This is a genomic window from Methanobacterium bryantii, from assembly GCF_002287175.1.
GTDB lineage: Archaea > Methanobacteriota > Methanobacteria > Methanobacteriales > Methanobacteriaceae > Methanobacterium_D > Methanobacterium_D bryantii.
On sequence record NZ_LMVM01000041.1, the window covers coordinates 1 to 21,686 of the forward strand.

At 33.9% G+C, this 21,686-nt stretch carries 26 protein-coding genes; 18 read left to right on the top strand and 8 right to left on the bottom strand.

Annotated features, from left to right (window positions below; translation table 11 throughout):
- Window positions 1-181, top strand: a 181-nt coding sequence (locus ASJ80_RS17390; protein WP_218833795.1) for a hypothetical protein, incomplete at its 5' end; no start/stop codon positions are given.
- Window positions 182-411: 230 nt separating this feature from the next.
- On the opposite strand, the gene ASJ80_RS15950 is transcribed toward ASJ80_RS17390, so the two are convergent.
- The 6 genes from ASJ80_RS15950 to ASJ80_RS15975 all read right to left on the bottom strand — a co-directional run bounded on the left by ASJ80_RS15950 (window position 412) and on the right by ASJ80_RS15975 (window position 5,685).
- Complete coding sequence (locus ASJ80_RS15950) at window positions 412-1,032, bottom strand: hypothetical protein (protein ID WP_141705169.1); 621 nt, start codon at window positions 1,030-1,032, stop codon at window positions 412-414.
- Window positions 1,033-1,459: 427 nt separating this feature from the next.
- Window positions 1,460-3,049, bottom strand: coding sequence for a GTPBP1 family GTP-binding protein (locus tag ASJ80_RS15955; RefSeq protein ID WP_069583206.1), 1,590 nt, complete (start codon window positions 3,047-3,049; stop codon window positions 1,460-1,462).
- A gap of 38 nt (window positions 3,050-3,087) precedes the next feature.
- On the bottom strand, window positions 3,088-3,300 hold the full coding sequence (locus ASJ80_RS15960) for a DUF1922 domain-containing protein (protein WP_069583207.1): 213 nt from the start codon (window positions 3,298-3,300) through the stop codon (window positions 3,088-3,090).
- Window positions 3,301-3,455: 155 nt separating this feature from the next.
- Window positions 3,456-4,688, bottom strand: coding sequence for a TraB/GumN family protein (locus tag ASJ80_RS15965; protein ID WP_069583208.1), 1,233 nt, complete (start codon window positions 4,686-4,688; stop codon window positions 3,456-3,458).
- A 14-nt stretch (window positions 4,689-4,702) separates the two neighbouring features.
- Window positions 4,703-5,374: a 2-phosphosulfolactate phosphatase gene (gene comB / locus ASJ80_RS15970; RefSeq protein ID WP_069583209.1), complete on the bottom strand. Its 672-nt coding sequence runs from the start codon at window positions 5,372-5,374 to the stop codon at window positions 4,703-4,705.
- 98 nt (window positions 5,375-5,472) lie between these two features.
- A complete protein-coding gene (locus ASJ80_RS15975; RefSeq protein ID WP_048081831.1) occupies window positions 5,473-5,685 on the bottom strand; it encodes a TRAM domain-containing protein in 213 nt (70 codons plus the stop codon).
- A 230-nt stretch (window positions 5,686-5,915) separates the two neighbouring features.
- Here ASJ80_RS15975 and ASJ80_RS15980 point away from each other — a divergent pair, with 230 nt between their 5' ends.
- Window positions 5,916-6,188, top strand: a complete 273-nt coding sequence (locus ASJ80_RS15980) for a hypothetical protein (protein ID WP_069583210.1) — start codon at window positions 5,916-5,918, stop codon at window positions 6,186-6,188.
- A 63-nt stretch (window positions 6,189-6,251) separates the two neighbouring features.
- On the opposite strand, the gene ASJ80_RS15985 is transcribed toward ASJ80_RS15980, so the two are convergent.
- Window positions 6,252-6,515, bottom strand: coding sequence for a PRC-barrel domain-containing protein (locus ASJ80_RS15985; protein ID WP_069583211.1), 264 nt, complete (start codon window positions 6,513-6,515; stop codon window positions 6,252-6,254).
- A 284-nt stretch (window positions 6,516-6,799) separates the two neighbouring features.
- Between ASJ80_RS15985 and ASJ80_RS15990 the strand changes: the two genes are divergently transcribed.
- From ASJ80_RS15990 to ASJ80_RS16050, 13 genes are all read left to right on the top strand, one after another.
- Window positions 6,800-7,315: a hypothetical protein gene (locus tag ASJ80_RS15990; RefSeq protein ID WP_083240905.1), complete on the top strand. Its 516-nt coding sequence runs from the start codon at window positions 6,800-6,802 to the stop codon at window positions 7,313-7,315.
- On the top strand, window positions 7,300-8,211 hold the full coding sequence (locus ASJ80_RS15995) for a methanogenesis marker 7 protein (RefSeq protein ID WP_069583212.1): 912 nt from the start codon (window positions 7,300-7,302) through the stop codon (window positions 8,209-8,211). The genes ASJ80_RS15990 and ASJ80_RS15995 overlap by 16 nt, the downstream gene beginning before the upstream one ends.
- Before the next feature lie 182 nt (window positions 8,212-8,393).
- A complete protein-coding gene (locus ASJ80_RS16000; protein WP_069583213.1) occupies window positions 8,394-9,464 on the top strand; it encodes a metallophosphoesterase in 1,071 nt (356 codons plus the stop codon).
- A gap of 350 nt (window positions 9,465-9,814) precedes the next feature.
- Window positions 9,815-10,411: a DUF134 domain-containing protein gene (locus ASJ80_RS16005; RefSeq protein ID WP_069583214.1), complete on the top strand. Its 597-nt coding sequence runs from the start codon at window positions 9,815-9,817 to the stop codon at window positions 10,409-10,411.
- A gap of 16 nt (window positions 10,412-10,427) precedes the next feature.
- A complete protein-coding gene (locus ASJ80_RS16010) occupies window positions 10,428-10,805 on the top strand; it encodes a NifB/NifX family molybdenum-iron cluster-binding protein (RefSeq protein WP_176720212.1) in 378 nt (125 codons plus the stop codon).
- Between the two features lie 111 nt (window positions 10,806-10,916).
- A complete protein-coding gene (locus tag ASJ80_RS16015) occupies window positions 10,917-11,765 on the top strand; it encodes an Mrp/NBP35 family ATP-binding protein (protein ID WP_069583215.1) in 849 nt (282 codons plus the stop codon).
- 528 nt (window positions 11,766-12,293) lie between these two features.
- Complete coding sequence (locus tag ASJ80_RS16020) at window positions 12,294-12,701, top strand: NifB/NifX family molybdenum-iron cluster-binding protein (RefSeq protein WP_069583216.1); 408 nt, start codon at window positions 12,294-12,296, stop codon at window positions 12,699-12,701.
- A gap of 77 nt (window positions 12,702-12,778) precedes the next feature.
- Window positions 12,779-12,967 (top strand): 4Fe-4S dicluster domain-containing protein, encoded by a 189-nt coding sequence (locus ASJ80_RS16025; RefSeq protein ID WP_069583217.1) that lies wholly within the window; start codon window positions 12,779-12,781, stop codon window positions 12,965-12,967.
- Between the two features lie 82 nt (window positions 12,968-13,049).
- Window positions 13,050-13,910 carry a nucleotide-binding protein gene (locus ASJ80_RS16030; protein WP_069583218.1) on the top strand — a complete coding sequence of 287 codons (861 nt, stop codon included), beginning with the start codon at window positions 13,050-13,052 and terminating at the stop codon, window positions 13,908-13,910.
- Window positions 13,907-14,803: an ATP-binding protein gene (locus tag ASJ80_RS16035; RefSeq protein ID WP_069583219.1), complete on the top strand. Its 897-nt coding sequence runs from the start codon at window positions 13,907-13,909 to the stop codon at window positions 14,801-14,803. Before ASJ80_RS16030 ends, ASJ80_RS16035 begins: the two co-directional genes overlap by 4 nt.
- Window positions 14,800-15,549 (top strand): radical SAM protein, encoded by a 750-nt coding sequence (locus tag ASJ80_RS16040; RefSeq protein ID WP_069583220.1) that lies wholly within the window; start codon window positions 14,800-14,802, stop codon window positions 15,547-15,549. The genes ASJ80_RS16035 and ASJ80_RS16040 overlap by 4 nt, the downstream gene beginning before the upstream one ends.
- Window positions 15,550-15,572: 23 nt before the next feature.
- Complete coding sequence (locus ASJ80_RS16045) at window positions 15,573-16,781, top strand: cation diffusion facilitator family transporter (protein WP_069583221.1); 1,209 nt, start codon at window positions 15,573-15,575, stop codon at window positions 16,779-16,781.
- Entirely contained in the window at window positions 16,778-17,203 is a 426-nt protein-coding gene (locus ASJ80_RS16050; protein WP_069583222.1) for a metal-dependent transcriptional regulator, read from the top strand. The genes ASJ80_RS16045 and ASJ80_RS16050 overlap by 4 nt, the downstream gene beginning before the upstream one ends.
- Window positions 17,204-17,323: 120 nt before the next feature.
- On the opposite strand, the gene ASJ80_RS16055 is transcribed toward ASJ80_RS16050, so the two are convergent.
- Entirely contained in the window at window positions 17,324-18,142 is an 819-nt protein-coding gene (locus ASJ80_RS16055) for an Mrp/NBP35 family ATP-binding protein (protein ID WP_069583245.1), read from the bottom strand.
- A gap of 444 nt (window positions 18,143-18,586) precedes the next feature.
- Between ASJ80_RS16055 and ASJ80_RS16060 the strand changes: the two genes are divergently transcribed.
- From ASJ80_RS16060 to larC, 3 genes are all read left to right on the top strand, one after another.
- The gene (locus tag ASJ80_RS16060) at window positions 18,587-19,219 is read left to right on the top strand and encodes a class I SAM-dependent DNA methyltransferase (protein WP_069583223.1); all 633 of its coding nucleotides are present in this window, start codon (window positions 18,587-18,589) and stop codon (window positions 19,217-19,219) included.
- A 138-nt stretch (window positions 19,220-19,357) separates the two neighbouring features.
- The gene (locus ASJ80_RS16065; protein ID WP_069583224.1) at window positions 19,358-21,136 is read left to right on the top strand and encodes a hypothetical protein; all 1,779 of its coding nucleotides are present in this window, start codon (window positions 19,358-19,360) and stop codon (window positions 21,134-21,136) included.
- Between the two features lie 18 nt (window positions 21,137-21,154).
- Entirely contained in the window at window positions 21,155-21,661 is a 507-nt protein-coding gene (gene larC / locus ASJ80_RS16070) for a nickel insertion protein (RefSeq protein ID WP_069583226.1), read from the top strand.
- Window positions 21,662-21,686 lie beyond the last annotated feature (25 nt).

A 21,686-nucleotide genomic window follows, 5' to 3' on the forward strand; every position in this document is an offset into this window, starting at 1 on the left:
TGCAGCCCAAAAATTCTACGAATTTTCGACGGCTTGCAAAATTTCTAATTTTGCGGCCCAAAAATTCTACGAATTTTCGACGGCTTGCAAAATTTCTAATTTTGCGCTCCAAAAAACCTTCGGTTTTTTGAGAGATTTTTACATGTCCATGACCCTGTGCATGAGTTATACATTATGTTAAATTGTAATTTTAATTGATTATATAGGATTTATCTTAAAAAAAATACAATTTACTTAACCAGACACACGAGTGAAGCGATATTATTCACACAACATTCTGGGCATGAGCGTTAAATTATTAATTTAGTGTTGTTAAGGTACTTGTAAGCATGTAATGCTTGAAGAAATAGTTATCTTGGAATTATTTTTAAAATAGGATCAGGAATTAAAAAAATAAAAAGATAAAGTATTTTATCTAAAATAGGTATTGTCAACTGCATTTACGAATCTTCTTGCATCCTGTAGCTTTTTGGAAGCTGAATCAAAGTGGTATGTCTCGAGAATTATGGTGGGCGTTCCATTATTTGCAATTGGTACAGTGACATACTGAGGGCTTGTTGGATTTGGTGGGGTGTAAATTACCAGCGAAGGCATTCTGTAAACTATAGATCTGGCAATTCCAAGCGTGTAAGAACCTTTTGATATTGGATATAAGAACCTGTAATATTTATATCCGCTTGAAGCGCCGTGGTTTTCATGAACATCGAATACAAATGTTGGTTTAATTCTAATTACATTAGGGACAACGAATTTTTGTGCCAGCAGCTGTCCGTTTATTCTTCCTTGGGTATAGTTTGACGCGGATTTAGTTACATGGACTTTATAGACTATATATCTGTAGTTTAAGCTATTTGATCTGTTTCTCACAACATTTGCTACATCGTAGCTGAATTCATCCTCCATGGGGTGAACTCCGGTTATATATACAATCTTAACGTTAGAATTGGGGTTTCCATAGGTAAACTTTTCTACATAACCGTATGAAGTGCTGCCTATAACGGCTGCAGAGCTAGTGCTAACTACTGAGAACATCATTAACAGGCATAACAAAATGCATATGATTCTATTTATTCAATCACCTCCAGTTAGGTTTTTAAGGAATTTAAATAGGTTGGGGGCGTAGTTTAGTTTAATAATAGTTTGATGTTTAAATGGAGTTAACACGGAAAAGTAAATTGAAGGCATGGTGTCAAATGATCAAAAGTTAATATGTAATATCTTATTAGTAATATTCATATTTCAGGTATTAATATCTTTGTAATTAAGCATTAAAATGTATTTTAATCAGTTTAAAATGATTGCTATAATATAATAGGCCTTTAAAATAATTTAAAATTTTAACCATAAAAAGATATTACATTAGAAAATGCAATGTTTTTGGGAATAAAAAGTAGGTAGATATTAACTCATTTATCATAAAAAGAATAATTAGATCTTATTTTTTAACGTAACTTAATTCTCATTCAATGATCCGGGTGATTGTACCTATTCCTTTACTTCGACCTTCTCTAAATATAATTTTTTGACCCTCTTTAACAGAAAAAGGCCTATATTTAAATTGCATTTTAACTTTACCTGTATCTCCGGCAGACATATACTCTTTGTCAAGAGGTTCAAAGATAACAGTTTCTGCAATTGTTTCTATATGAGTTATGCATTCATAACCTTCTTTAATTGTTGTTGGATGTACTAATATAGCAACATCTGCCTCAAATTTCTTAACAGATCGTTTTTCATAGTTAGGATCACATAAAATCATGCCTCTTTTAATATCCTCGATATTTGCTCCTTTTATTGAGATTCCAACGACATCTCCAGCTTCAGCATAATCTTTTTTGTAGTAGTGCATTTCAATGGATTTTGCCCTAACGTCCATAAATTTTCCAGTTCCATCGGGGCCTAGAAGCAGTTTATCACCGTTTTTAATTCTTCCCTGTCTTACTGTCCCGCTTACGACTACTCCAGCACCTACAACGGAATATATCTTATCTATATACATCATGAATGGTTTTAGTGAATCCTCTTCCTTTGCCTCAACTTCAAGGTTTAAAAATAATTCATCAAGAAGTTCCAGGCCGTCACCAGTTAATGAAGAAACATTTATCACTGGGACAAGATGTTGATTAGCGTGTTCTGCCACAAATTTAGCGTCTTCACATGTTTTTATCATGTAAGGAATTCTTCCAACAAGTTTTAAAAGATTGAATACTTCATCTTTTGTGTCTTTTATTTTTTCAGCGCTTACCATGTCAATTTTGGTAATTACAACAATTAAAGGCAAATCCATGGCCATTATAATTCCAATATGCTCTCGGGTAATGTGAGTTGGCCCCTGATCTGCAGCTATTGTAACAAGCCCATAATCCAACTTTTGACCTACAATTCCTCTTATAGTTGTTCTAAGCCAGGGCTCATGGCCTACAGTATCTACAAAGCATATGAGCTTGTCACAATCTTCAACAGCCTTCGCCTTTTCTTTTTTATTTAATGGATTTTTAACCCTTACAGGTTCTCTATTACAGAATCCATAGATTGCAAAGGAGAGATCTGCTGAAAGCCCTCTCTCTATTTCATGTTTCTGCAGATCTAAAAATATCCGTGTCCTGCCGGAGCCATCATCTAGGCTGCCGGTGGTCAAAGTACCAATAAGCGTGCTTTTTCCATGGTCTACATGTCCTGCAACGCCTACAAGCATGTGATCTCGCTTAGAAAGATCTTTTTTACCAATAAAAACTCGAGCTACATCGCCGTTGTTTCCAGGATACTTTTCAACTTTTAAAATGGTGGAATTTATCTCTTCTGCGATACTTTTTAAAACAAATAGTGATTCTTCCATTTTCTCATCTGAGAGTCCCAGAAGGTTTCCATCATCATCTACACCTATAAAATAAATAGCTTCTCCGCTACCCCGTTCCATCCTGTATTTCATCTGGGATGCAAGGCGCTGTTTTCTATCTTTTTGAAGATGATAATCTTTTTTAAGGCTTTCTTTAAATTCTATATTTCTTCTTTCACCTTTTTTTGTAATATTATAGATGCTGCTTGTCATGAGATTGAGCTATTTACAATTTCTTAAATAAGGTAATATCAGATTTTATCGGCGGTTGTAAAAACCGCGCCGCCGTATTTCTCTTCCTGTAATTCTTTAACTTTCTGGATGGCTAACTGCACATCTTCAGTTTTTGCAAGGATACGTCGACTTTTAACCTTAAATATTTTACCGCAAACGCATTTTTTTTGAATTACTCCTTCTTTGGAGTACATTGCACGTCCACAGTTACATCTAAATATGAGATACATGAAATCACGTGTTAACTTATTGAATATTATTTTTGTTTTAATTTTTAAATTCACTGGATTGTATTAATAATGTAACTTCACTTTATTTAAAATTTTTTAAAAAAAAGAATTTAGAAATATCTAATTTGGCCAAAAAGTTGGCTTTCGGTCTGCAATCATCCCCATCCAAAAACTTTGCCTAATATCGGGTTGAATGTGTTAAAAATTGTAATAATTATTGGATTAATGACTGCAGAAATTTTGAGAATTAATGGATAAAATACATTGGGTATCGTAAGGAATGCCCCTATGGATGCACCAATATTGGTCCCAACTACAACTATTAAAACTCTAAAAAGGTTGTTATCCCAGAAATCCCTTAAACTTTCGCAGTCTTTAAAACCTGCCAGGTCATCCATCCCTACTTTTCTTCCTTTGGCTTCTACAATTCCTGAAAACCATCCTGCAGCAAGAAGAGGATGTAGAACTGTTAATGGGGCCACAACAAATGCAGTTACTGCAGAATAAATCTTTGATCCTGATAGAATACAACCTGCAAAGGATAATCCGCTTGTTAGCAGCACGTATTGGAGGATGCTGGTCTGTATATTAATTCCACTAAAAAATGCCATTGCAAACACTGCGATGAAAACAACGGGTATTAAAAACAGCAGGATCTGCATAAATGAAAATCTGGATTTTTTAACGCCTAAAAGGTCGTAAAGTGGAGGTATATCATCTGGATTATTGATATATTTTGTAATTCCCTCTTTATGCCCCGCACCTACCACTGCAACTACACTTTCATCTGGAATATCTGTAAGCATTCTTGCCATGTACTGGTCCCTTTCATTTACCAGAACATCGTATGCTTTGGGTGACATTTCCTTAAAATAGCCCATAACCTCTTCGAGGGCATCTCCTTCGGTTATACTTTCAATATCTTCAATTTCTTCATCTTTGCTGAAGAAAGATGCTATTAAGCCGTATATGAACTTCATTTTTTCGATGATGCTCATTTTGTTTAATGCACGGTTCAGGGTTATTGAAATGTCACGGTCTATTAAGGCAATTTTTGCACCTATTTCGTTTGCCGCTTCTATTGCAGCCATCATCTCTGATCCAGGTTTAACACCTACATCATCACCTATTCTGCGCTGCATATATGATAAAAATCCGCTAACTAAGAATAAGGTCAGGTTGTCACCTTTAATCAGTTTTTTAATTTGAAATTCCTCTTTGGGAGTTTCAACCCCTTCTTTTTCATTTAATAGATTAGTATAACGATTAATGTCCAGTTCAATAGCGACAACGTCTGGTTTTTTCTCTAAAATGCTATTTCGAACTTTTTCAACACTTTTTTCTGATACATGCGCTGTTCCGATTATTTCAAGTGATTCTGGTGCCATAGAAATCTCACGTTTTAATTTGTATAATTCTTAATGATCCCTTTTTCATATATGGGGATAATATCATATATATTTTTTTTAATACTAAACTTTATGTCTTCCAAAAATCCAAGTTTTTGGAGGGTCAAAGAAGACTTTGAATTCATGATTGCTTTTTTAACCATTTCTTCGTCTCTCGATGCCATGTATGCTGCCATGGCCATTTCATCAAGTTCGTAATTTTTAAGGTAAGATATTATTTCTCCAGCTCCAAGGAAATCTTCAATTGCAAATCTTCCTCTAACTCCTGCCATTACTATTTCTATATGATCTTCAGCAATTTCAGAAGCTTTTTGGGCTACAGATTTTGCATTTATAAATGATCCAACCAGTGCTGTTGCGTTTATTCCTTCAAGAATTCGGGTACCATTTGTAGTGGTAAGTACAAGGGTGTCTCCGCTGAAATTTTGCATTTCAACCGGTGAATTTCCAGTATCAAATCCTGGAATGGGAGCTCCATCTCTTTCACCTGCAAGGACTGCATTGTACTTTTTGGCAAGTTCTATTGCGTTATCTTTATCTTTCACTGCTATAACTTTATTAAAATTATTTAGAGCAACATTTATAGTAGCACTAGCTCTTAAAACATCTACCATAATTGCAACATCTTTAGAGATTGATTTATCTAAACTTAAAGAAACTAACATTAAAAACACCAAAAATAGGGAAATTTAACAAATAAAAACGAAATTAATGGGTATCTCATTAAATTTTTTCAGTACCCAAATGTCTTTACAGAACAATTTTAACTAATTTTTTCAGCAAAACCAAAACGTCTTCTTACAGAAACAATTTTAACTTTAACTTCTTCTCCAGCTTTTGTACCGGGTACAAATACCACAAAACCATTTATACGGGTAATTCCATCGCCTTCTTTACCCACATCTTCTATTTTCACATCATATTCTTCCCCTTCTGAAATAGGGGCAGTTTTTGGACCTTGATCTGTTCCGAACAATTCATTCACTTCCTTCGACCAAAACTAAGTTGGTCTTATTTAGATATACGGTTAAGTTATTATATAAATGTTTTCATAACATTATTAACAACTGCTTATTTGTAGAATTTAAGGAATTTCATTGATTTAAAATAGTATTTAAGTGTTTTGATCATGCATATAAAACTAACAGTATATTAAACCAAACTAAAATTTGAATTAAAGGATAAAAATTTAAGAGGATGATAGGCTTGAATGACGATGATAAAACAATAGAATCAATGGTAGAAGAGTACAAAATGAGTATGGGTGGGTCATTTTTCAACAATTTCACTAAAGAACCTGAAAAAGATATTGAACTGGAAGAATTAATAATTAAAAAGGGGATAGATAATCATCTTTTTGATACCCATGAACTGTTATCAATTTATGATGATCTATCTGAGTATAATAAAAGGGAATTTTTCCAGAGAGTAGTCGTGGCATTTATTAAATTTAAATTTCAGGAAGATGCTGTGGAATGATCTAAGCAGGTCTAATATTGTTTTATTTAAATAATTATTTTATTTTCTATATTTTAGATTTAATTATTCTCCACCAGTTATAACGTCTAAATCTTCTTGTGTAAGTGGTTTTCCTTTTAGAAGTACTTTTTCTCCAATTGCATCGACCATATTGCATGGAATAACTTTGGTTTCTCCACGTCCTATTTTGCCAGTGATGCTTGCTTCTCGAAGTACAAGACCTTCAATTCTGCGGTTTCTAAAATCTAAATCGATATCTTCTACTTCTCCAACTACATTTCCTTTTCCATCTATTACTTCTTTACCTTTAATATCATCTATTTTCATATTAATCACTCTTTTAATTAATCATAAAGATTTTTAATTTAAATTACATTTTTTAAGCCAATTTGAACCTTTTTAAGATGTGCTGTTTAATAAATAGGATACACTCCTGTTTGTAATACATATTATATTGCTTTTATTATATTAAAATTCCTCAAAAATTCATGAATTTTTTAAGAGTGAAACATATTATGTATTTTCTAAAATTCGGTGAATTGTGGTAGGTATGATTTTATATTAACTGATAAAAACATCAAATTTAAATATTTTAAAACCAAGGGTAGACTATGAAATTTTCCTTAAAAGTTGTAACAACTCCTATGTGTGAAGAAATCGTAAAGCTTGCAGGTATTTCAAACTATGTAGTAAATAAAACTCCAGATTCAGTTGGAGCAGATATAGCTGTTGTTTTATCTGAAACTAAATTATCCACTAAATCTATTAAAATTAAGTTGAATACGTTCTCACAGATTAAAGAAAGTATAGAAATGCTTTCTGAGAAGTTTGAAACTTCCCCTTTAGATTACGAAATTAAAGAAATTGTGGGATCTAAAAAAAATCGAAAGATAAAAGTAAAAGTTTATTCAAATTTTTTAAAGGAGATAGTAAAAGATATGGGTTTTAGCGTGGCTGATAAAGATTATAATTTTGTGGTTTATCCTGATTATATGAAAGATAATGTGGTAAATGAAGATGTAGAAACTGTTGAAATACCGTCCCACAAAAATGTACCTTTATCTGCAATAGAACGGGCTGAAATGAGGTATAACATTCTGGAGAAAAGATTATGTATGAAACCTTAACTTACACTGGAGGAGTTCACAAGCATGAAGAGATTACAGAGCTTATAGAAGATCTGGGTGGATTTGTACTTCAGGAAAACCTGAGTCAAATGGATCTCGTTATAACACTTGCTGTTCCAATAGAAGACGTGGATAAAGTTCAGGAAAAGGCAAAAGAACTCCTTGGAACAGTAAAAATTGCCCCAATGGCAGGTACGGAGATTGCTATAGTTTCTCCAACTCTTGCAAGGCAGCACCTTCCCCATTCTGCGTGTGATATTTCAGAATATCTCAGGAGATATGGAGCAAAGGACAACATGATTGGGCTTTCCCGTGGAGCTGGAAAGGGCATATCCAGAATTTCACAGGATGAAAAAAAGCTAATCGAAGAACATGATCTGGCTGTTTTTGCACTTGGAAGCTTTAGGGAGTGTATATTGGACAAAACACATCTTTTTGAAGACCTTGAAATCCCTGTAGTCGTAACTGGAGCTCCAGATATAGATGTCGAGGATATTCCTGGAGCAAGTGCATATGTGGGGGGATTGGGTAGAATTCCCAGCAGGCTTAAACGTGGAGAACATATCAGGGCCCTCAGAAGTCTGGCTGAAACTGTTGAGGGAATTCTTGATGATAGAAGGAAAGAAATAACTGAAGATCCACCTATTGTGCCATCAATACTTGTAAAAACGGAGATTGAAAACCAGATACATGCAGTAAAAGATGTTTATTCACCAGCCCCAGTTGTAAGTCAGCTGGATGGGGTAAGGGTTAAATTGAATTATGATGAATATAAAGATGAAATTGGAAAAGTTAAGGTGGATGAGTACATTTTAGAAGATGTTTCCGAAATAAGGAGATCTTTAATGTACGATTATATTCTGGTTAAGCTGCTACCTGAATCTTCTATTCTTTAGTTATAACTCTAAATATTAAAAAAGCACTTTGATTTTCACCTGATTTTTTATTTTATTATTAAATGGGAGTTTATTATCGAATTATTTTATAATTTAGAGATAATATAAAAAAATTAAAATATTATGTGATATAGAAGTAACTATAAGAAGATTAAAAACTGGTTTTGTATTGGAGTCTAAAAATGAGGAGAATTATTCAGCTTGCTCTATTCTTATCCGTATTTTTCTTAGGATTCTTAGCTATTGATTACTATATTTTTAATAGATTGGGCATGCTGTTAGGCGTATCTCAGACTATAATCACAATAATGGTAATTATATTTACCGCTGCTTATCCTGTTGCAGCGGTACTTGAAGGTACCTTATCCAATGAATTTACGCGTATAGTTTACACGTTATCTGCTACGTGGATGGGTATTGCACTTGTTTTAGGGTATACTCTTCTTGTTTATGAAATATTGAACTTTGTATTTAATATTCCGTCATTTACTGCAGGAATTGCAGTAATTATAGTCGCTTCCGTTATAAGCGCATATTCAATTGTTAACAGTTTGCATCTGAATATTAGGGAAATTGAGATACCAATACTAAATTTAGAGCGAGAATTGAGAATTGCTCAAATAAGTGATACTCATATTGGACCTATCAGAAATTCTGGATTTATGAAAGAAATAGTTAAAAAAATTAGCCTTTTAAATCCAGATCTTGTATTAATAACAGGAGACCTTGTTGAAGGAACTGTAGGTTTACACCCTTCTATGTTTGATTCAATTAATAAACTTAAATCCCGGATTTTTTTTGTAACAGGCAATCATGATATGTATGGAGGGCTGAAAAACGTTTTTGAGGTTCTTAAAACTACAAATATTAATATACTGCGAAATGAAGTGGTTGAATTTGAAGGTTTGCAGATAGTTGGGGTTGGGTATTCAACCCAGAGAAATTACCTTAAAACTGTACTTCCGGGGTTAAATATTGATAAATCAAAGCCTTCACTTCTCATGTATCACGTACCTATAGAAGTTGAATATGCGAGTGAAGCTGGCATTGACCTGCAGCTTTCAGGACACACTCATAAAGGGCAGATATTCCCATTGAATTTCCTTGGAAGACTTGTTTTTCCGTATTTCCAGGGATTATATAATCATAATGGAACACAGGTTTATGTATCTCCGGGAACTGGAACATGGGGCCCCCCAATGAGATCTGGTTCTAAAAGTGAAATAACCTTAATTAATCTCAAAAAGAAGTAATTTGGGATATATGTAAATAGGGGCATTATGCTAATTTATTCACAAGTTAGTGCAACTATATTTAAATTAGGATGAATAAACATCTTTAGATTTTTCATCAGTATATCTGGGTTAATTTTTAATTTTAATAGTTAAAAACTACTTTAAATGTTTTAATAAGCAGTTTACTTATTCAAAAAATTTAAAACGTATGCATGTTACTTATATATGATTTTAAAGAGTAATAAATTGATTTGAATAAATTAAAAGTTTATTTTATGTTTTTTTATTATGCTCAAAATTTTTCATTTTAGGGTTATGAATAAATATTCAAAACCTTTATATAACAGTTATGAATATATATTCATAACATGGTGAGGCCGAGAAGATTTAGAAGAATATTCCAAGAGCATCAAATCAGATGCTTCAGGCCGGATTTAGAGGGTAATGCTGACCATATTGATCCTGTAGAGATTACAATGGATGAAATTGAAGCAATTAGGTTAAAAGATTATCAAGACCTTAAACAAGGAAAAGCAGCAGAGATCATGGATGTTTCACAACCCACATTTCACAGGATTTTAAATCTGGCTCGAGGAAAAGTTGCAATGGCCCTTATTGAGGGTAAAATGATTAAAATTAAAGGAGGAGATTTTGTGGTAGATAAAGAAAGGTATAAATGTAAAAGCTGTAGCTTTGAATGGTACAGCCCTGAAAAAGAATATGAAAAATGTCCAGACTGTGGATCAGAATATATTTATAAAATCAGCACAGCTGAAGAGGCTCAAACACCCCCAGGACAACTTGGAATGGGAAGAAGGAGAGGATTTGGCGGTGGAATGGGAGCAGGTCAACCAAGAGTTTGCAAATGTCCAAATTGTGGATATGAAGCCCCTAAAATACCAGGGGTTCCATGTAGAAATACCAAGTGTCCTGAATGCGGCACTCAACTATGTGGGGCAGATTAAATAGCGAAAGATGGAGATGGTGAAAATAACTATTATAGGCATACCTACCCTTGATAAAAGAGGTTTACTGGCAGACATTTCAATGCACTTTGGAAAAACCCCCTATTTCACTTTAATTAAATATGAAGATAATGAAATTAAAGATATTGAAGTAATTGAGATTTTTGGTAAGCATAGCGGCGGCTCTAAAACACCTGCAGAGATCATAATGAATTCAAAGGCAGACATATTAATTTGTGGGAATTTAGGGTCAAAAGCTGTTTCCATGTTGAGTGATGGTGAAATGGAAATATTTTCAGGGGCATCTGGAAAAGTTAAAGACGTTTTAAAAGAATGGAAAGTGGGAAATCTGACAGTTGCAGATGAAAATTCCTGTAATGAAAATGACTGTTAAATTTCCTAAATTTATATTTAATTAATCTTCAAATCAGCCATTTAAATAAATTCAAACTACTTCTAGAGTTTGAATTTATATTTTTTATTTTATGATAAAGAGGACAAAAAAATGATTACAGAACAGGAAAATCAGGAACAGAAATTAGCTTACATGCAACAGGATATTATCATTACAAAGAGAATGGACCAGATAAAGCATAAAATTGCAGTTATGAGTGGAAAAGGGGGAGTAGGCAAATCTACCATGGCAGTGAATATTGCTGCATCTTTTGCAAAAAAAGGTTACAAAACAGGTATCTTGGACGTGGATATACATGGTCCTAACGTTCCAAAAATGCTCAAAATTGGAAAAACAGACCTTAAAGTTAATGAAGAGGGAATATTGCCGGTAAAAGTAGGAGAAAACCTGAAAGTAATGTCTTCACAGTTCCTTTTATCTGATGAAAATTCGCCAATAATATGGAGAGGTCCTAAAAAGACAGCGGCAATAAGGCAATTTCTTTCAGATGTATCATGGGGAAATCTGGATATCCTGGTAATTGATTGCCCTCCTGGAACTGGAGATGAGCATTTAGCAATTTTACAGTCAATCCCATCCATTGATGGGATAATAATGGTCACCACGCCCCACACAGTATCTTTAGATGATGTGGAAAAATCTATAAACATGGCCCGGCATTTAAAAATCGAGGTTCTGGGAATCGTAGAAAATATGTCGGGACTTATCTGTCCAGAATGTGAAACTGAAATACCTCTATTTGGAAGAGGAGGGGGCAGTGAAATATCATCTAAGACAGGTATACCTTTATTGGGCAGCATTCCAATTGATATTAGATTTGAAAAAGAAGATGATGTTCTTCTGGTAGAAAATAGCAATTCTGAAACCTCTAAAAATATATTGAAAGTTGTAACTAAAATAGAGAAGCAGGTACTAAAGGAAGAATCTGCAGGAAAATAGCAGTTAAATCAACAGGGAGCAGCTTAAATTCTAAAATAAGCATTGTATTTGGAATATACTCCTATTTTGTAACTGTATATATGGAATGGCAAAATTAAAGAATTTACACGTAGTAAACCCTGCTAGAAATGAAAAATGAGCAGGAATAGCTGCACAGTTTATGGTGGATGCAAAATTGAAACTTTAATTTCAGGAAAGTTAAGTCCAGTTGCATTGGCATCCTAAAAAATGCAGAAGTTAAAGTTCATAAAATTAACTTGAAAAATGTCGAGACCAATTTGAAATATTTTAAAGAAGGTAAATTGGTGAAATGAATTTATTATCCTCTGGATTTACTGAAGTTGGAAACAATAATTCTGGAAAGGTAAATAAAAACTTTTAAGTTTTAAATATTCCCTTGCCCATAATTTCTGGAGACATAAAAAAAAAGTTAAATGGTTGTAAAAGTGAAAATCAGGAATTTCAAGAGGATACTGAAAAATTGTAAATAAAATATGAGATATAATATTAAGAAAAGGGGGAATTTGTATGAAAGTAGCTGTTACATCCATGGGAAATAGTTTAGATTCGCAGGTAAGTTTTGTATTTGGAAGGTGCCCTTATTTTATAATTGCAGATATGGAAAATGGTGATATTAAAGGGGATTCATCTGTAGAAAATCCTGCAATAAATGAAAGAGGAGGTGCAGGAATTAAAGCAGCTCAATTTATAGCAAATCAAGAAGTTGAAGTTTTAATTTCTGGAGCAGTAGGTCCAAATGCATTTGATATTTTGAAACAGGTGGGAATAAAAGCATATATGCCCAAACCAGGAACTGTGGAAGAAAATCTGAAGTTATTAAATGACGGCCAGTTAGAAGAAATAGCTACCCCCGCAACTGGAGGTCCAGGGGCAGGAGGTAGAGGAATGGGTAGAGGTGGAATGGGACGAAGATAAATTGTTTCATTTAAAAATTAGTAATTTTGAATTTTAAAAAACCAGATAACACTTTTAAACATAAAATCGGTGAAAAAATGGTTGAAATAACAATAGACTACGATAAATGTGACGGTGAAGAATGTGCAGAATGTGTGGATGCTTGCCCTATGGAGGTCTTTATAATTGACAACGGCAAAATTATAGTTCAAAACATAGATGAATGCAGTGTATGTGAAGTATGTATGGACGTATGTCTCAATGAGGCAGTAAAAGTTCAAGAGTGATCTAGGACATTGGATGTAAAATTTAATCAGAAATTCCAATTAAAAACATGATTTCAAACAAATTTAAAGTAAAGGTAATCTTATGAAAGTTGCCATAACCGGTGGAAAAGGAGGTACTGGAAAATCAACAGTATCAACAGCGCTTGCAGTAGAACTTGCAAAAAATTATAAAGTTATGCTGGTGGATGCAGATGTGGAGTGTCCAGATGATCATATTATCCTGTCCATCCCTCGAGAGAAAATAAAGGACGTAACCATATTTCTCCCATTTTTTAATGAAGAAAAGTGTTTAAGATGCGGTAAATGTGGCGAAATTTGCAAAGAAAACGCTATAATATTAATTAAAAATAAATTTCCTTTTTTAGTTAGTGGACAATGCACAGGATGTGGCGCATGTCGTTTAGCATGTCCCAATGAAGCTATTGAAGAGGATACACAGGCAGTAGGAAGTATATATCTGGGAAAACCTTTATTACGTTCGGGAATTGCTGAAAATTTTATTTTAATATCTGGGGAGACAGATATAGGCTGCGAGTCCAGTTCGCCAGTCGTAAATGCAACCATTGATTTTGCATCGTCACTGGAAGAAAATTATGATTTTTTGGTGGTAGATACGGCTGCAGGCACCCATTGTAATGTTATTGCTGCACTAATGGATGTTGATTTGGCTTTTGCGGTTGCAGAACCTACACCTCTTGGAAAACATGATCTGGATCTTATTTTAAAACTTTTGGAAATCATGGAAATAAGATCTGAAATAATTGTAAACAAATCAAATATAGGTGATTTGGGATTAATACAGGAATTAAACTGTAAATATGGAGTAAATATTTTATCAGAGATACCTTACACAAAAGAAATCATTAAAAGTTATTCTAAAGGTATTCCTGCTGTTCACGAAAAAATTTCAGAAATTGCAGAATGGATGGGGCGTTTATTATGAAAACAATAACAGTCCTTTCAGGAAAAGGAGGAGTGGGTAAAAGCTCAATAACAGCTTCATTAGCTGTTCTTCTGGCAGATAAACACAAAATAGTAGCTGCTGATTGTGATGTGGACGCACCCAATCTGGCTCTGGTGCTTGGCATAAAAGAGGAAAATTTTAAGCTGTTAGAGTGTGTTGAAACCAGTGAAAAAGCCATCTTAATAACTGAAAAATGCAGTGCATGCAAAGAATGCACGGATTTATGTAATTTTTCAGCTGTTAAATGGGATTACAACAAAAATTTACCTGTAATAAACGATTTGCTCTGCACAGGGTGTGGTACATGCACTGTCGCATGTCCTGAAAATGCTTTAGAACTTGAGCCAGTCGAAAATGCAAGTATAAATGTGGGTGAAACTGAGTATAACTTTCCAGTAATTTCTGGGCAACTAAATATAGGTGAATCTGGCTCTGGAAAAGTTGTAACAGCTGTTAAAATGAGAGCATCAGAAATTGCAGAAGATATTAACGCACAATTTTTGATTGTGGATTCTTCAGCAGGTATTGGGTGCCCTGTAATTGCATCGGTTAGGGGGAGTGATTATGTAATGCTTGTTACAGAACCTACACCTGCCGCGTTTGGGGACCTTAAAAGAGCAATAAAAGTCGTTGAACATTTTAGCATTCCCTATGGAGTTGTAATTAACAGATATGATATAAATAATAAATTTACTGAAGAAATAACTGAATATTTCACCTCCAATAATATTCCAATTCTTGGAAAAATACCCTATGATAAAAAATTCGTTTATGCGCTGGTTAATCTAAAGCCTTTAGTAGTGTTTGAACCTGAATTTGCAGATATTTTCCTGCAGATACTAGAAAAATTAAATGATGAGGTAATAATATGAAAACTGTATTTGGCCCTGTATCTTCATGGCGGTTCGGTAGATCAATAGGTGTTGACCCTTTATGTCAAAATGTTTGTTCTTTTGACTGCGTATACTGTCAGGTCGGCCCTACACTCAATAAAACAATTCAAAAAGAAATATTTATAAGCACAGATAGAATTGAAGAAGATTTAAAACGAGTTCTTCCTGGAGCAAGTGCTGATGTAGTGACAATTTCGGGTTATGGCGAGCCAACCCTTGCAAAAAACCTTGATGAGATAATTGAAGTTATAAGGGGACTTACAGACTTGCCAATTGCAATCTTGACTAATTCTTCAACACTCCCTCTAGGAAAAATGCGAAGGACATTAAGGGACCTGGATATAGTTGTTGCAAAACTTGATGCATACAATTATTCTCTTTTTGAAGAAATAAACCGTCCTGTAAAAGGTTTACATTTTGGAGATATCCTAAAATGGATTAAAAAATTTAAAAGTTCTTTCGAAGGAAGATTAGAACTCCAAACTATGTTTATTGAAAAAAATAAGGATTATGCAGGTGAATTAGCAAAGGTTGCAGCGGAAATTCAGCCGGATAAAGTTTATATAAATACTCCTTTAAGGCATTCGCCTGAAGGTCACCTATCAGAGGATCAGATGTATGAAATTGAGAAGCACTTTGAAGGATTGAACGTATCTTCCGTCTGTAACTCTAAGAAATACAGATCATACAAAGAAGTGCTAAATGGAAGATCGGTACAAGGATAACAAGTTGAACATGATGTGTTTAGATGAATAACGAAGCTAAAAATAACTTAAAGAAAGGAGGAAAAGCAGCTATATATTCCAGCTTAATAAACCTTTTACTTGCATTAGTTAAAGGTGTAATTGGGTTTTTATCTGGAAGTATAGCTTTAATAGCAGATTCTATTCACTCTTTTTCTGATATAGTTGCATCTCTGGCAGTATACATTGGATTAAAACTATCCATGCGAAGGCCAGATGAAAAATTTCCTTATGGCTATTATAAGATTGAATCATTTGCATCTTTGATAATATCGGTAATAATAGTTATAACAGGTATAGAAATAGCTTTAGATTCTTATAACGCGTTTTTAAATCCAAGTACAATCGAAATACCTCTTGTTGCCCTATTTGTTGCTGCTCTATCGGCAGTAGTTTCGTTTTTACTTGCAAGATATAAACAGGAGATAGGTAGAACAATAGGTTCTCAGGCACTTATTAATGATGGAAAACACAGTTTCATCGATATATTTTCGTCAATAATCGTTTTTGTAGGTATACTATCATCTTACATGGGCTATTTAAGAATACAGGGAATTTCAGGAATTCTGGTTGCACTTTTAATCATTTACCTAGGCTTTAAATTGGCAAAAGATGATATATTGGTTCTTTTGGATGCCAACATGGATCCTGAAAAGATTGAAGAAATTAAAACTATTGCAGAAAATGTTGCTGGTGTTGAAGGGGTACATGCTATTAAAGTTAGAAGATCAGGTCCCTTTGTATTTGCAGAACTACATCTTGAAACCAAAAAAGGATTATCCGTGGAAAATGCATCTGAGATTACAGGGAATATAAAAAAGGCCGTAAAAGGTAGAATTAAAAATTTAGACAGTTTAACGGTTCAGATAGAACCTTTTAAAAAGGAAAGGTTAAGGGTTGCAGTTCTTGTGGAGAATAAAAATGGTTTGCAGTCTGATATTTCTGAGCATTTTGCCAGAGCTCCTTATATTTTAATTGCAGATGTGGTCAACGGCCAAATAATTAGTACTGTAGTTAAAGATAATCCTGGAACTACACTGGAAAAAAAGAAAGGAATTGAAACTGCTGAATTTTTAGAAAAAGAAAAGGTAGATGTTTTGGTAAGTACTGGAGTGGGTGAAGGCCCAAAATATGTTTTATCAGATAAATCGATAGATGTCATGGTCCCAAGATGTAAGAATCTTGAAGAAATGATAATGGATGTATATAAATGAGTGAGATAAACGAAGATTTACCTAAGTTAACAAAAAGCATTGAAGATTATATTGAAGTGATGTACAACTTGAAAAAGGTTAAAGGAACTATCAGAGTAACTGACATCGCTGAAAAACTTGATGTTAAACCTTCAAGTGTGGTGGAAGCGGTTAATAAAATTTCCAAACTGAAACTTGTATCCCGGGAAAAATATGGTGAAATAAAATTAACTGAAAGGGGAATACAAATTGCAGAGGGCATTATACATAAGCATAACACCCTTAAAAAATTTTTAGATGTTTTAGGCGTTGATGATACTACTGCGGAGAAAGAAGCATGTGCAATGGAGCACATATTAAGTAATTCAACAATTAACAAGATTGAAAAATTTACAGAATTTATTGAAAATTGTCCAGAATATAATAAAACTTCATCCCATTAAATGTTTCAATGTAATAAAACCCTAAATTAGGATGTTTAATGGGATGAAAGTGGATAATGAATTATTTAAAATTATCATTTATATATTCATGAATAAATTACGAGATATATAAAAATGAAGTTAAGAATTAGGGGCCGCTCTTAATTTTGATTCAATTTTATCCATGATTTCTGATATTTTAATAGAAATTTCTGATTTAGGGTCTTTAATTACAATGGGAATTCCAGTGTCAGATGCAACAGATGTTTCTACATTTAATGGTAGTCTCTCAAGGAAAGGAATATTCATTTCTTTAGCTATTTTGGCACCGCCGTCTTTACCAAATATTAAAATTTCATTTTTACAATGTGGACAGATAAAACCCGACATGTTTTCAATAATTCCAATTACAGGAATATTTAGATTCTTTACCAGATTAACACTTTTTTCCACATCTTCTTGTACCACTGATTGGGGTGTGGTGACAAGTACAACACCATCTAGTGAAGGGACAGTCTGTAAAATGGTTAAAGGCTCATCACCAGTACCTGGAGGATTATCAATTATTAATATGTCCAGATCATCCCATGTAACCTCTGCTAGAAATTGTCTTATTACACCAGTTTTTGCAGGGCCTCTCCATATTACTGGAGTATCCTGTGATGATAAGAAAAATCCTACTGACATGACTTTAATACCTTCTTCGGTTTCAATGGGTATTATTCCATTTTTATCAAATTTTAGGCTTTTTCCTTCTACTCCAAACATTTTAGGGACATTTGGCCCGTGAACATCTGCATCCATAATGCCGATCTTGTAGCCTTTCTTTGCAAAAGCTGCGGCTAAATTCACTGCTATTGTAGATTTGCCTACTCCCCCTTTTCCACTCATAACTGCAATCTTATGCTTAATTTTATGCATACGTTTTATAATTTCAATATCCTGCTGCATTAAGGCCATTTTATGTTCTTCCTCTTTAGAGGCCACTTTTATCAACTCCAAAATAAAATATACTATTTAAATTAGTATACAATGTTATGTGGGTTATAATTGGGGTTATAATGATAGTTAACACTTAATTTGGTATAAATATGGATTATTTCCGCTTAAATAATTATATTTTCAAATAAATCACATATATCCTTAATAAAAATTATATAGATAATATTATTTATAATTTTTTCATTCTTAGTAATAATTTTAATTTTAATCTACTCCCTTGACGGCTGTTTTATGAATTATGAATGTATAAAAAAGATTTTTTCATTATATAAAAAATAATAAATAAATCACAAGAATGATATATTTTATGAAACCATTTACGGATTTTCTATCAGTTTTAATAGTTTAAGTAACATATTCCATTTAGGTTAAATATCAAATTATAAAAGAAGGTGTTCTGCTATGCACAAAGAAACTCCTCCAAAAGTTAAAACTGGGCATGATAAATGTGCTGAGGATTATGATTCTCTTTCCAGACAATTTGAATGTTATAACTCTGAGATTATATTTGGTATGGTTTTTGAATATGTTGATACTGGAGATAAGTTATTAGATCTGGGTATTGGAACAGGTTTTAGCTCTTTTCATTTTCAAAAGGCAGGTCTAGAAATTTATGGGTTGGATAATTCGGAGGAAATGCTCAATATTTGCAGGAAAAAAGGAATATTTCATCATCTTAAATTATTTGATTTAAATGAAAATATTCTTCCTTATGGGGATCATACATTTGACCATGTAATTGCAGTAGGCATTTTTCACTTCTTTAAAGACTTAGAGAAATTCTTCAGGGAATCTCACAGGATACTTAAAGAGGAAGGAACATTTGCTTTTACAGTTAAAGATTCTAAAACACGAATTTCCAGTGAGATTGATAAAGAATATGATATTGCAGTTTACGGGCATTCAGACGAATATATCGAAGAATTAATTCAAAAATATAATTTCAATTCTCTAAAAAGATTAAAGTTTTTAACATTTAGGGACTTATCCAAAAAATCTTTTTCATGCTTTAAAGCATATGTTTTAATGAAATAAAAAAAGGATATTTGATAGATACGGTATTATTTATTTTATTATTTTTAATTAAATTCAATAATTGCTACAATTTTGAATTACGGAGTTATATCGGAATTTTTTAATAAAATAATATTTATATTATTATGTGGTGTTCTTATGGAAAAAGAAATAGTAGCTGCCATTATGGCTTCAACTTCGGATATAGATATGATGTCTAACGACCGCATAGAAGCCCTTACTAAAGGGCATGGGATGTTAAATATTGCTGCAATTTGCGCGGCCAATTCCATAACTGAAGACGTCTTAAAAGGCGCTAAAATAATGCTTACAGACGAAAATATTCAGCGTCTGCCAATAGATGACGTGCTTAAAAAAGCTATAGATTCTGCAAAACTTTCTGGTGCTGACCCTGCAAATGCGGCTCTACTAAGTGCAGTTTTATGTTACCTGGCAGGTTCAAATGCACAGGCAGGAGTTCCTGCAGGAAATAGAAAATTAGGGGCTTTAGCCAGGATGATTGCAGGAGTTGATAGGTGCGGTGTGCTTGCAGTGCCAACTGCAAAATCGAACAATAAAATATCAGGTTATGCAGCTGTGAAAGCTATATATGACGATATATTTGATGGCAAAATTTCAAGAATAGATGGAAGCATTGTTCCACTTGGCGTTGGTGGAGGGCCACTGTACGGCCACGGTGCACTTGGGGAAGATGTTGGTTTTCCTGAGCTTGCTAAAAACGGTGCAGCCGCAGGAACTCGGGGCATGTTAAAAGCATATGCTAACGTGGGAATGCCTCCAAGCCCAATTTTATCTGCAATAATGGGCGCTGCTGCGATACTGGAGATAGTCCACCCTGATTCGGAAGTAGGCGAAGTTTATGGTGAATTCTTTAAGGCCAACAGTGCATACGTTGCAGGTTTAGGTGCTGTAAAAGCTGCAGGATTACCTGAAAAACTTCATATCCGGGGCACAGGAGAAGAATATGATACAGCGCGTTTAGTGGGTGATTTAGGGGTAATAATAAAAGATATTGGAGGTCCATCAGTTATAGGGATGATGGCATTTGAAGAAATGCTTGCAGCATTTGAAGAATCTTTAATAATAGGGGCAGGTTTCTCAGGTGGCCCATTACAGCCCCCGCTGGGTCACATGACTGCTGATGCAGTCCTTGCAATGAAATTACTCCTGAATGATGGGGGAGATATCGAAAAAGCTGCTGATAAAATAAAAGAAGTCAAAGAAAACTTCTGGATCGAACCTGAATTCGCAAAAATAGCTACTAACACCATATCCCGGAAGTCAGAACAGGTAAAAAGAGGTCCGGTTACCAAGGCGTTGATACTTGCCACAGATGGGGCACTGGCAAAAGCGGTATATAATCGTGCAGAATTTACTTATAACCAGCTAAAAGAAGGAAAAGAACTTGATGAAATTGTCCGCATGCTGGACGATGAGAAAATGGAAAATATAGAAGTTGCATGCAGTAAAATGTTCAGTGATATGACTGGAAAAGAAGTAAAAATAAAAATCACAAAGTATCAGGGATGTGCCCGGAGAAGAAAAAACGAATTTTTAATGAAATACTGTGGATTTGACACAGACGCAGATCTGGAGATCACCGTTGACGGGGAGAAAATTGTATTTGAAGGTTTATCTCATAAAGTGATACCTGATGCAGTTTTAAACAAGAAAAAGGACATACTTGAAGCTATACCTATGGCAGCAGTACCAGTTACAGAACTTCAGCTTTCAGGCCATACTATTATTAACCTTATAGTACCTGCCGCTGTTGCTGCGGCTATGAATATCAGTTCTCCAGAAGATATAGCAAAAAAAGTTGCTGCGGGGGCTTATATATCTTCAGCAATACCTGGAGGTGTTCTGCGGGCAAAAGAAGTGGCAATGCGAGCTATGCGCGTGATGGCAGAATTTTAATATTCATGTGGTGCTAAAATGCTGCTAATGACCACTATAGATGATTTGCCAGTGGAAAGCCTACCTTATATTATTGAAAGGACATTGGATGAGGGAGCTAATAATATCCATGTTTTAAATGCCATCACTAAAAAGGGAAGGATGGAGTACATGGTTCTGGTGGATGTTGATAAAAACAGATTAGATGATATTTGTTCCCTCCTTGCCCTTGAATTTGGAACACTGGGAATTAAAACATTTGAATACAACCATTTGAAATTTCCATTTGAAATAGAAACAAAAATAGTTACAGTAACTGCAGAAAACATAGCTTTAGAATCAAATATAAGGGTTAAATATCTCAAAAAGGATGGAAATGAGATTACATCTCTTAAAGCAGAATACGAAGATATTAAGGCGTTGGTACTGGAATTAAATTCCCATGGAATTAAAATACCATTTTCTAAACTCAAGACAATAATAGAGGCTAAGGCCTATGAAAATGTTCTTAAAGACGGAAAAATTACTATAAGCGTTGATAAATAATTTTTATTTTTTTTATTTTGAAATT

Coding starts and splice junctions, on each gene's coding strand:
- comB (WP_069583209.1), bottom strand. CDS start 5,374: ATGTTAGTTTCTTTAAGTTTAGATAAATCAATCTCTAAAGATGTTGCA.
- ASJ80_RS16035 (WP_069583219.1), top strand. CDS start 13,907: ATGAAAACAATAACAGTCCTTTCAGGAAAAGGAGGAGTGGGTAAAAGC.
- ASJ80_RS16045 (WP_069583221.1), top strand. CDS start 15,573: ATGAATAACGAAGCTAAAAATAACTTAAAGAAAGGAGGAAAAGCAGCT.
- ASJ80_RS16010 (WP_176720212.1), top strand. CDS start 10,428: ATGGTGAAAATAACTATTATAGGCATACCTACCCTTGATAAAAGAGGT.
- ASJ80_RS15950 (WP_141705169.1), bottom strand. CDS start 1,032: ATGTTCTCAGTAGTTAGCACTAGCTCTGCAGCCGTTATAGGCAGCACT.
- ASJ80_RS15990 (WP_083240905.1), top strand. CDS start 6,800: ATGAAATTTTCCTTAAAAGTTGTAACAACTCCTATGTGTGAAGAAATC.
- ASJ80_RS16020 (WP_069583216.1), top strand. CDS start 12,294: ATGAAAGTAGCTGTTACATCCATGGGAAATAGTTTAGATTCGCAGGTA.
- ASJ80_RS15995 (WP_069583212.1), top strand. CDS start 7,300: ATGTATGAAACCTTAACTTACACTGGAGGAGTTCACAAGCATGAAGAG.
- ASJ80_RS16015 (WP_069583215.1), top strand. CDS start 10,917: ATGATTACAGAACAGGAAAATCAGGAACAGAAATTAGCTTACATGCAA.
- larC (WP_069583226.1), top strand. CDS start 21,155: ATGCTGCTAATGACCACTATAGATGATTTGCCAGTGGAAAGCCTACCT.
- ASJ80_RS16030 (WP_069583218.1), top strand. CDS start 13,050: ATGAAAGTTGCCATAACCGGTGGAAAAGGAGGTACTGGAAAATCAACA.
- ASJ80_RS16050 (WP_069583222.1), top strand. CDS start 16,778: ATGAGTGAGATAAACGAAGATTTACCTAAGTTAACAAAAAGCATTGAA.
- ASJ80_RS16060 (WP_069583223.1), top strand. CDS start 18,587: ATGCACAAAGAAACTCCTCCAAAAGTTAAAACTGGGCATGATAAATGT.
- ASJ80_RS15960 (WP_069583207.1), bottom strand. CDS start 3,300: ATGTATCTCATATTTAGATGTAACTGTGGACGTGCAATGTACTCCAAA.
- ASJ80_RS15955 (WP_069583206.1), bottom strand. CDS start 3,049: ATGACAAGCAGCATCTATAATATTACAAAAAAAGGTGAAAGAAGAAAT.
- ASJ80_RS16055 (WP_069583245.1), bottom strand. CDS start 18,142: ATGGCCTTAATGCAGCAGGATATTGAAATTATAAAACGTATGCATAAA.
- ASJ80_RS16065 (WP_069583224.1), top strand. CDS start 19,358: ATGGAAAAAGAAATAGTAGCTGCCATTATGGCTTCAACTTCGGATATA.
- ASJ80_RS15965 (WP_069583208.1), bottom strand. CDS start 4,688: ATGGCACCAGAATCACTTGAAATAATCGGAACAGCGCATGTATCAGAA.
- ASJ80_RS16000 (WP_069583213.1), top strand. CDS start 8,394: ATGAGGAGAATTATTCAGCTTGCTCTATTCTTATCCGTATTTTTCTTA.
- ASJ80_RS15985 (WP_069583211.1), bottom strand. CDS start 6,515: ATGAAAATAGATGATATTAAAGGTAAAGAAGTAATAGATGGAAAAGGA.
- ASJ80_RS16005 (WP_069583214.1), top strand. CDS start 9,815: ATGGTGAGGCCGAGAAGATTTAGAAGAATATTCCAAGAGCATCAAATC.
- ASJ80_RS16025 (WP_069583217.1), top strand. CDS start 12,779: ATGGTTGAAATAACAATAGACTACGATAAATGTGACGGTGAAGAATGT.
- ASJ80_RS16040 (WP_069583220.1), top strand. CDS start 14,800: ATGAAAACTGTATTTGGCCCTGTATCTTCATGGCGGTTCGGTAGATCA.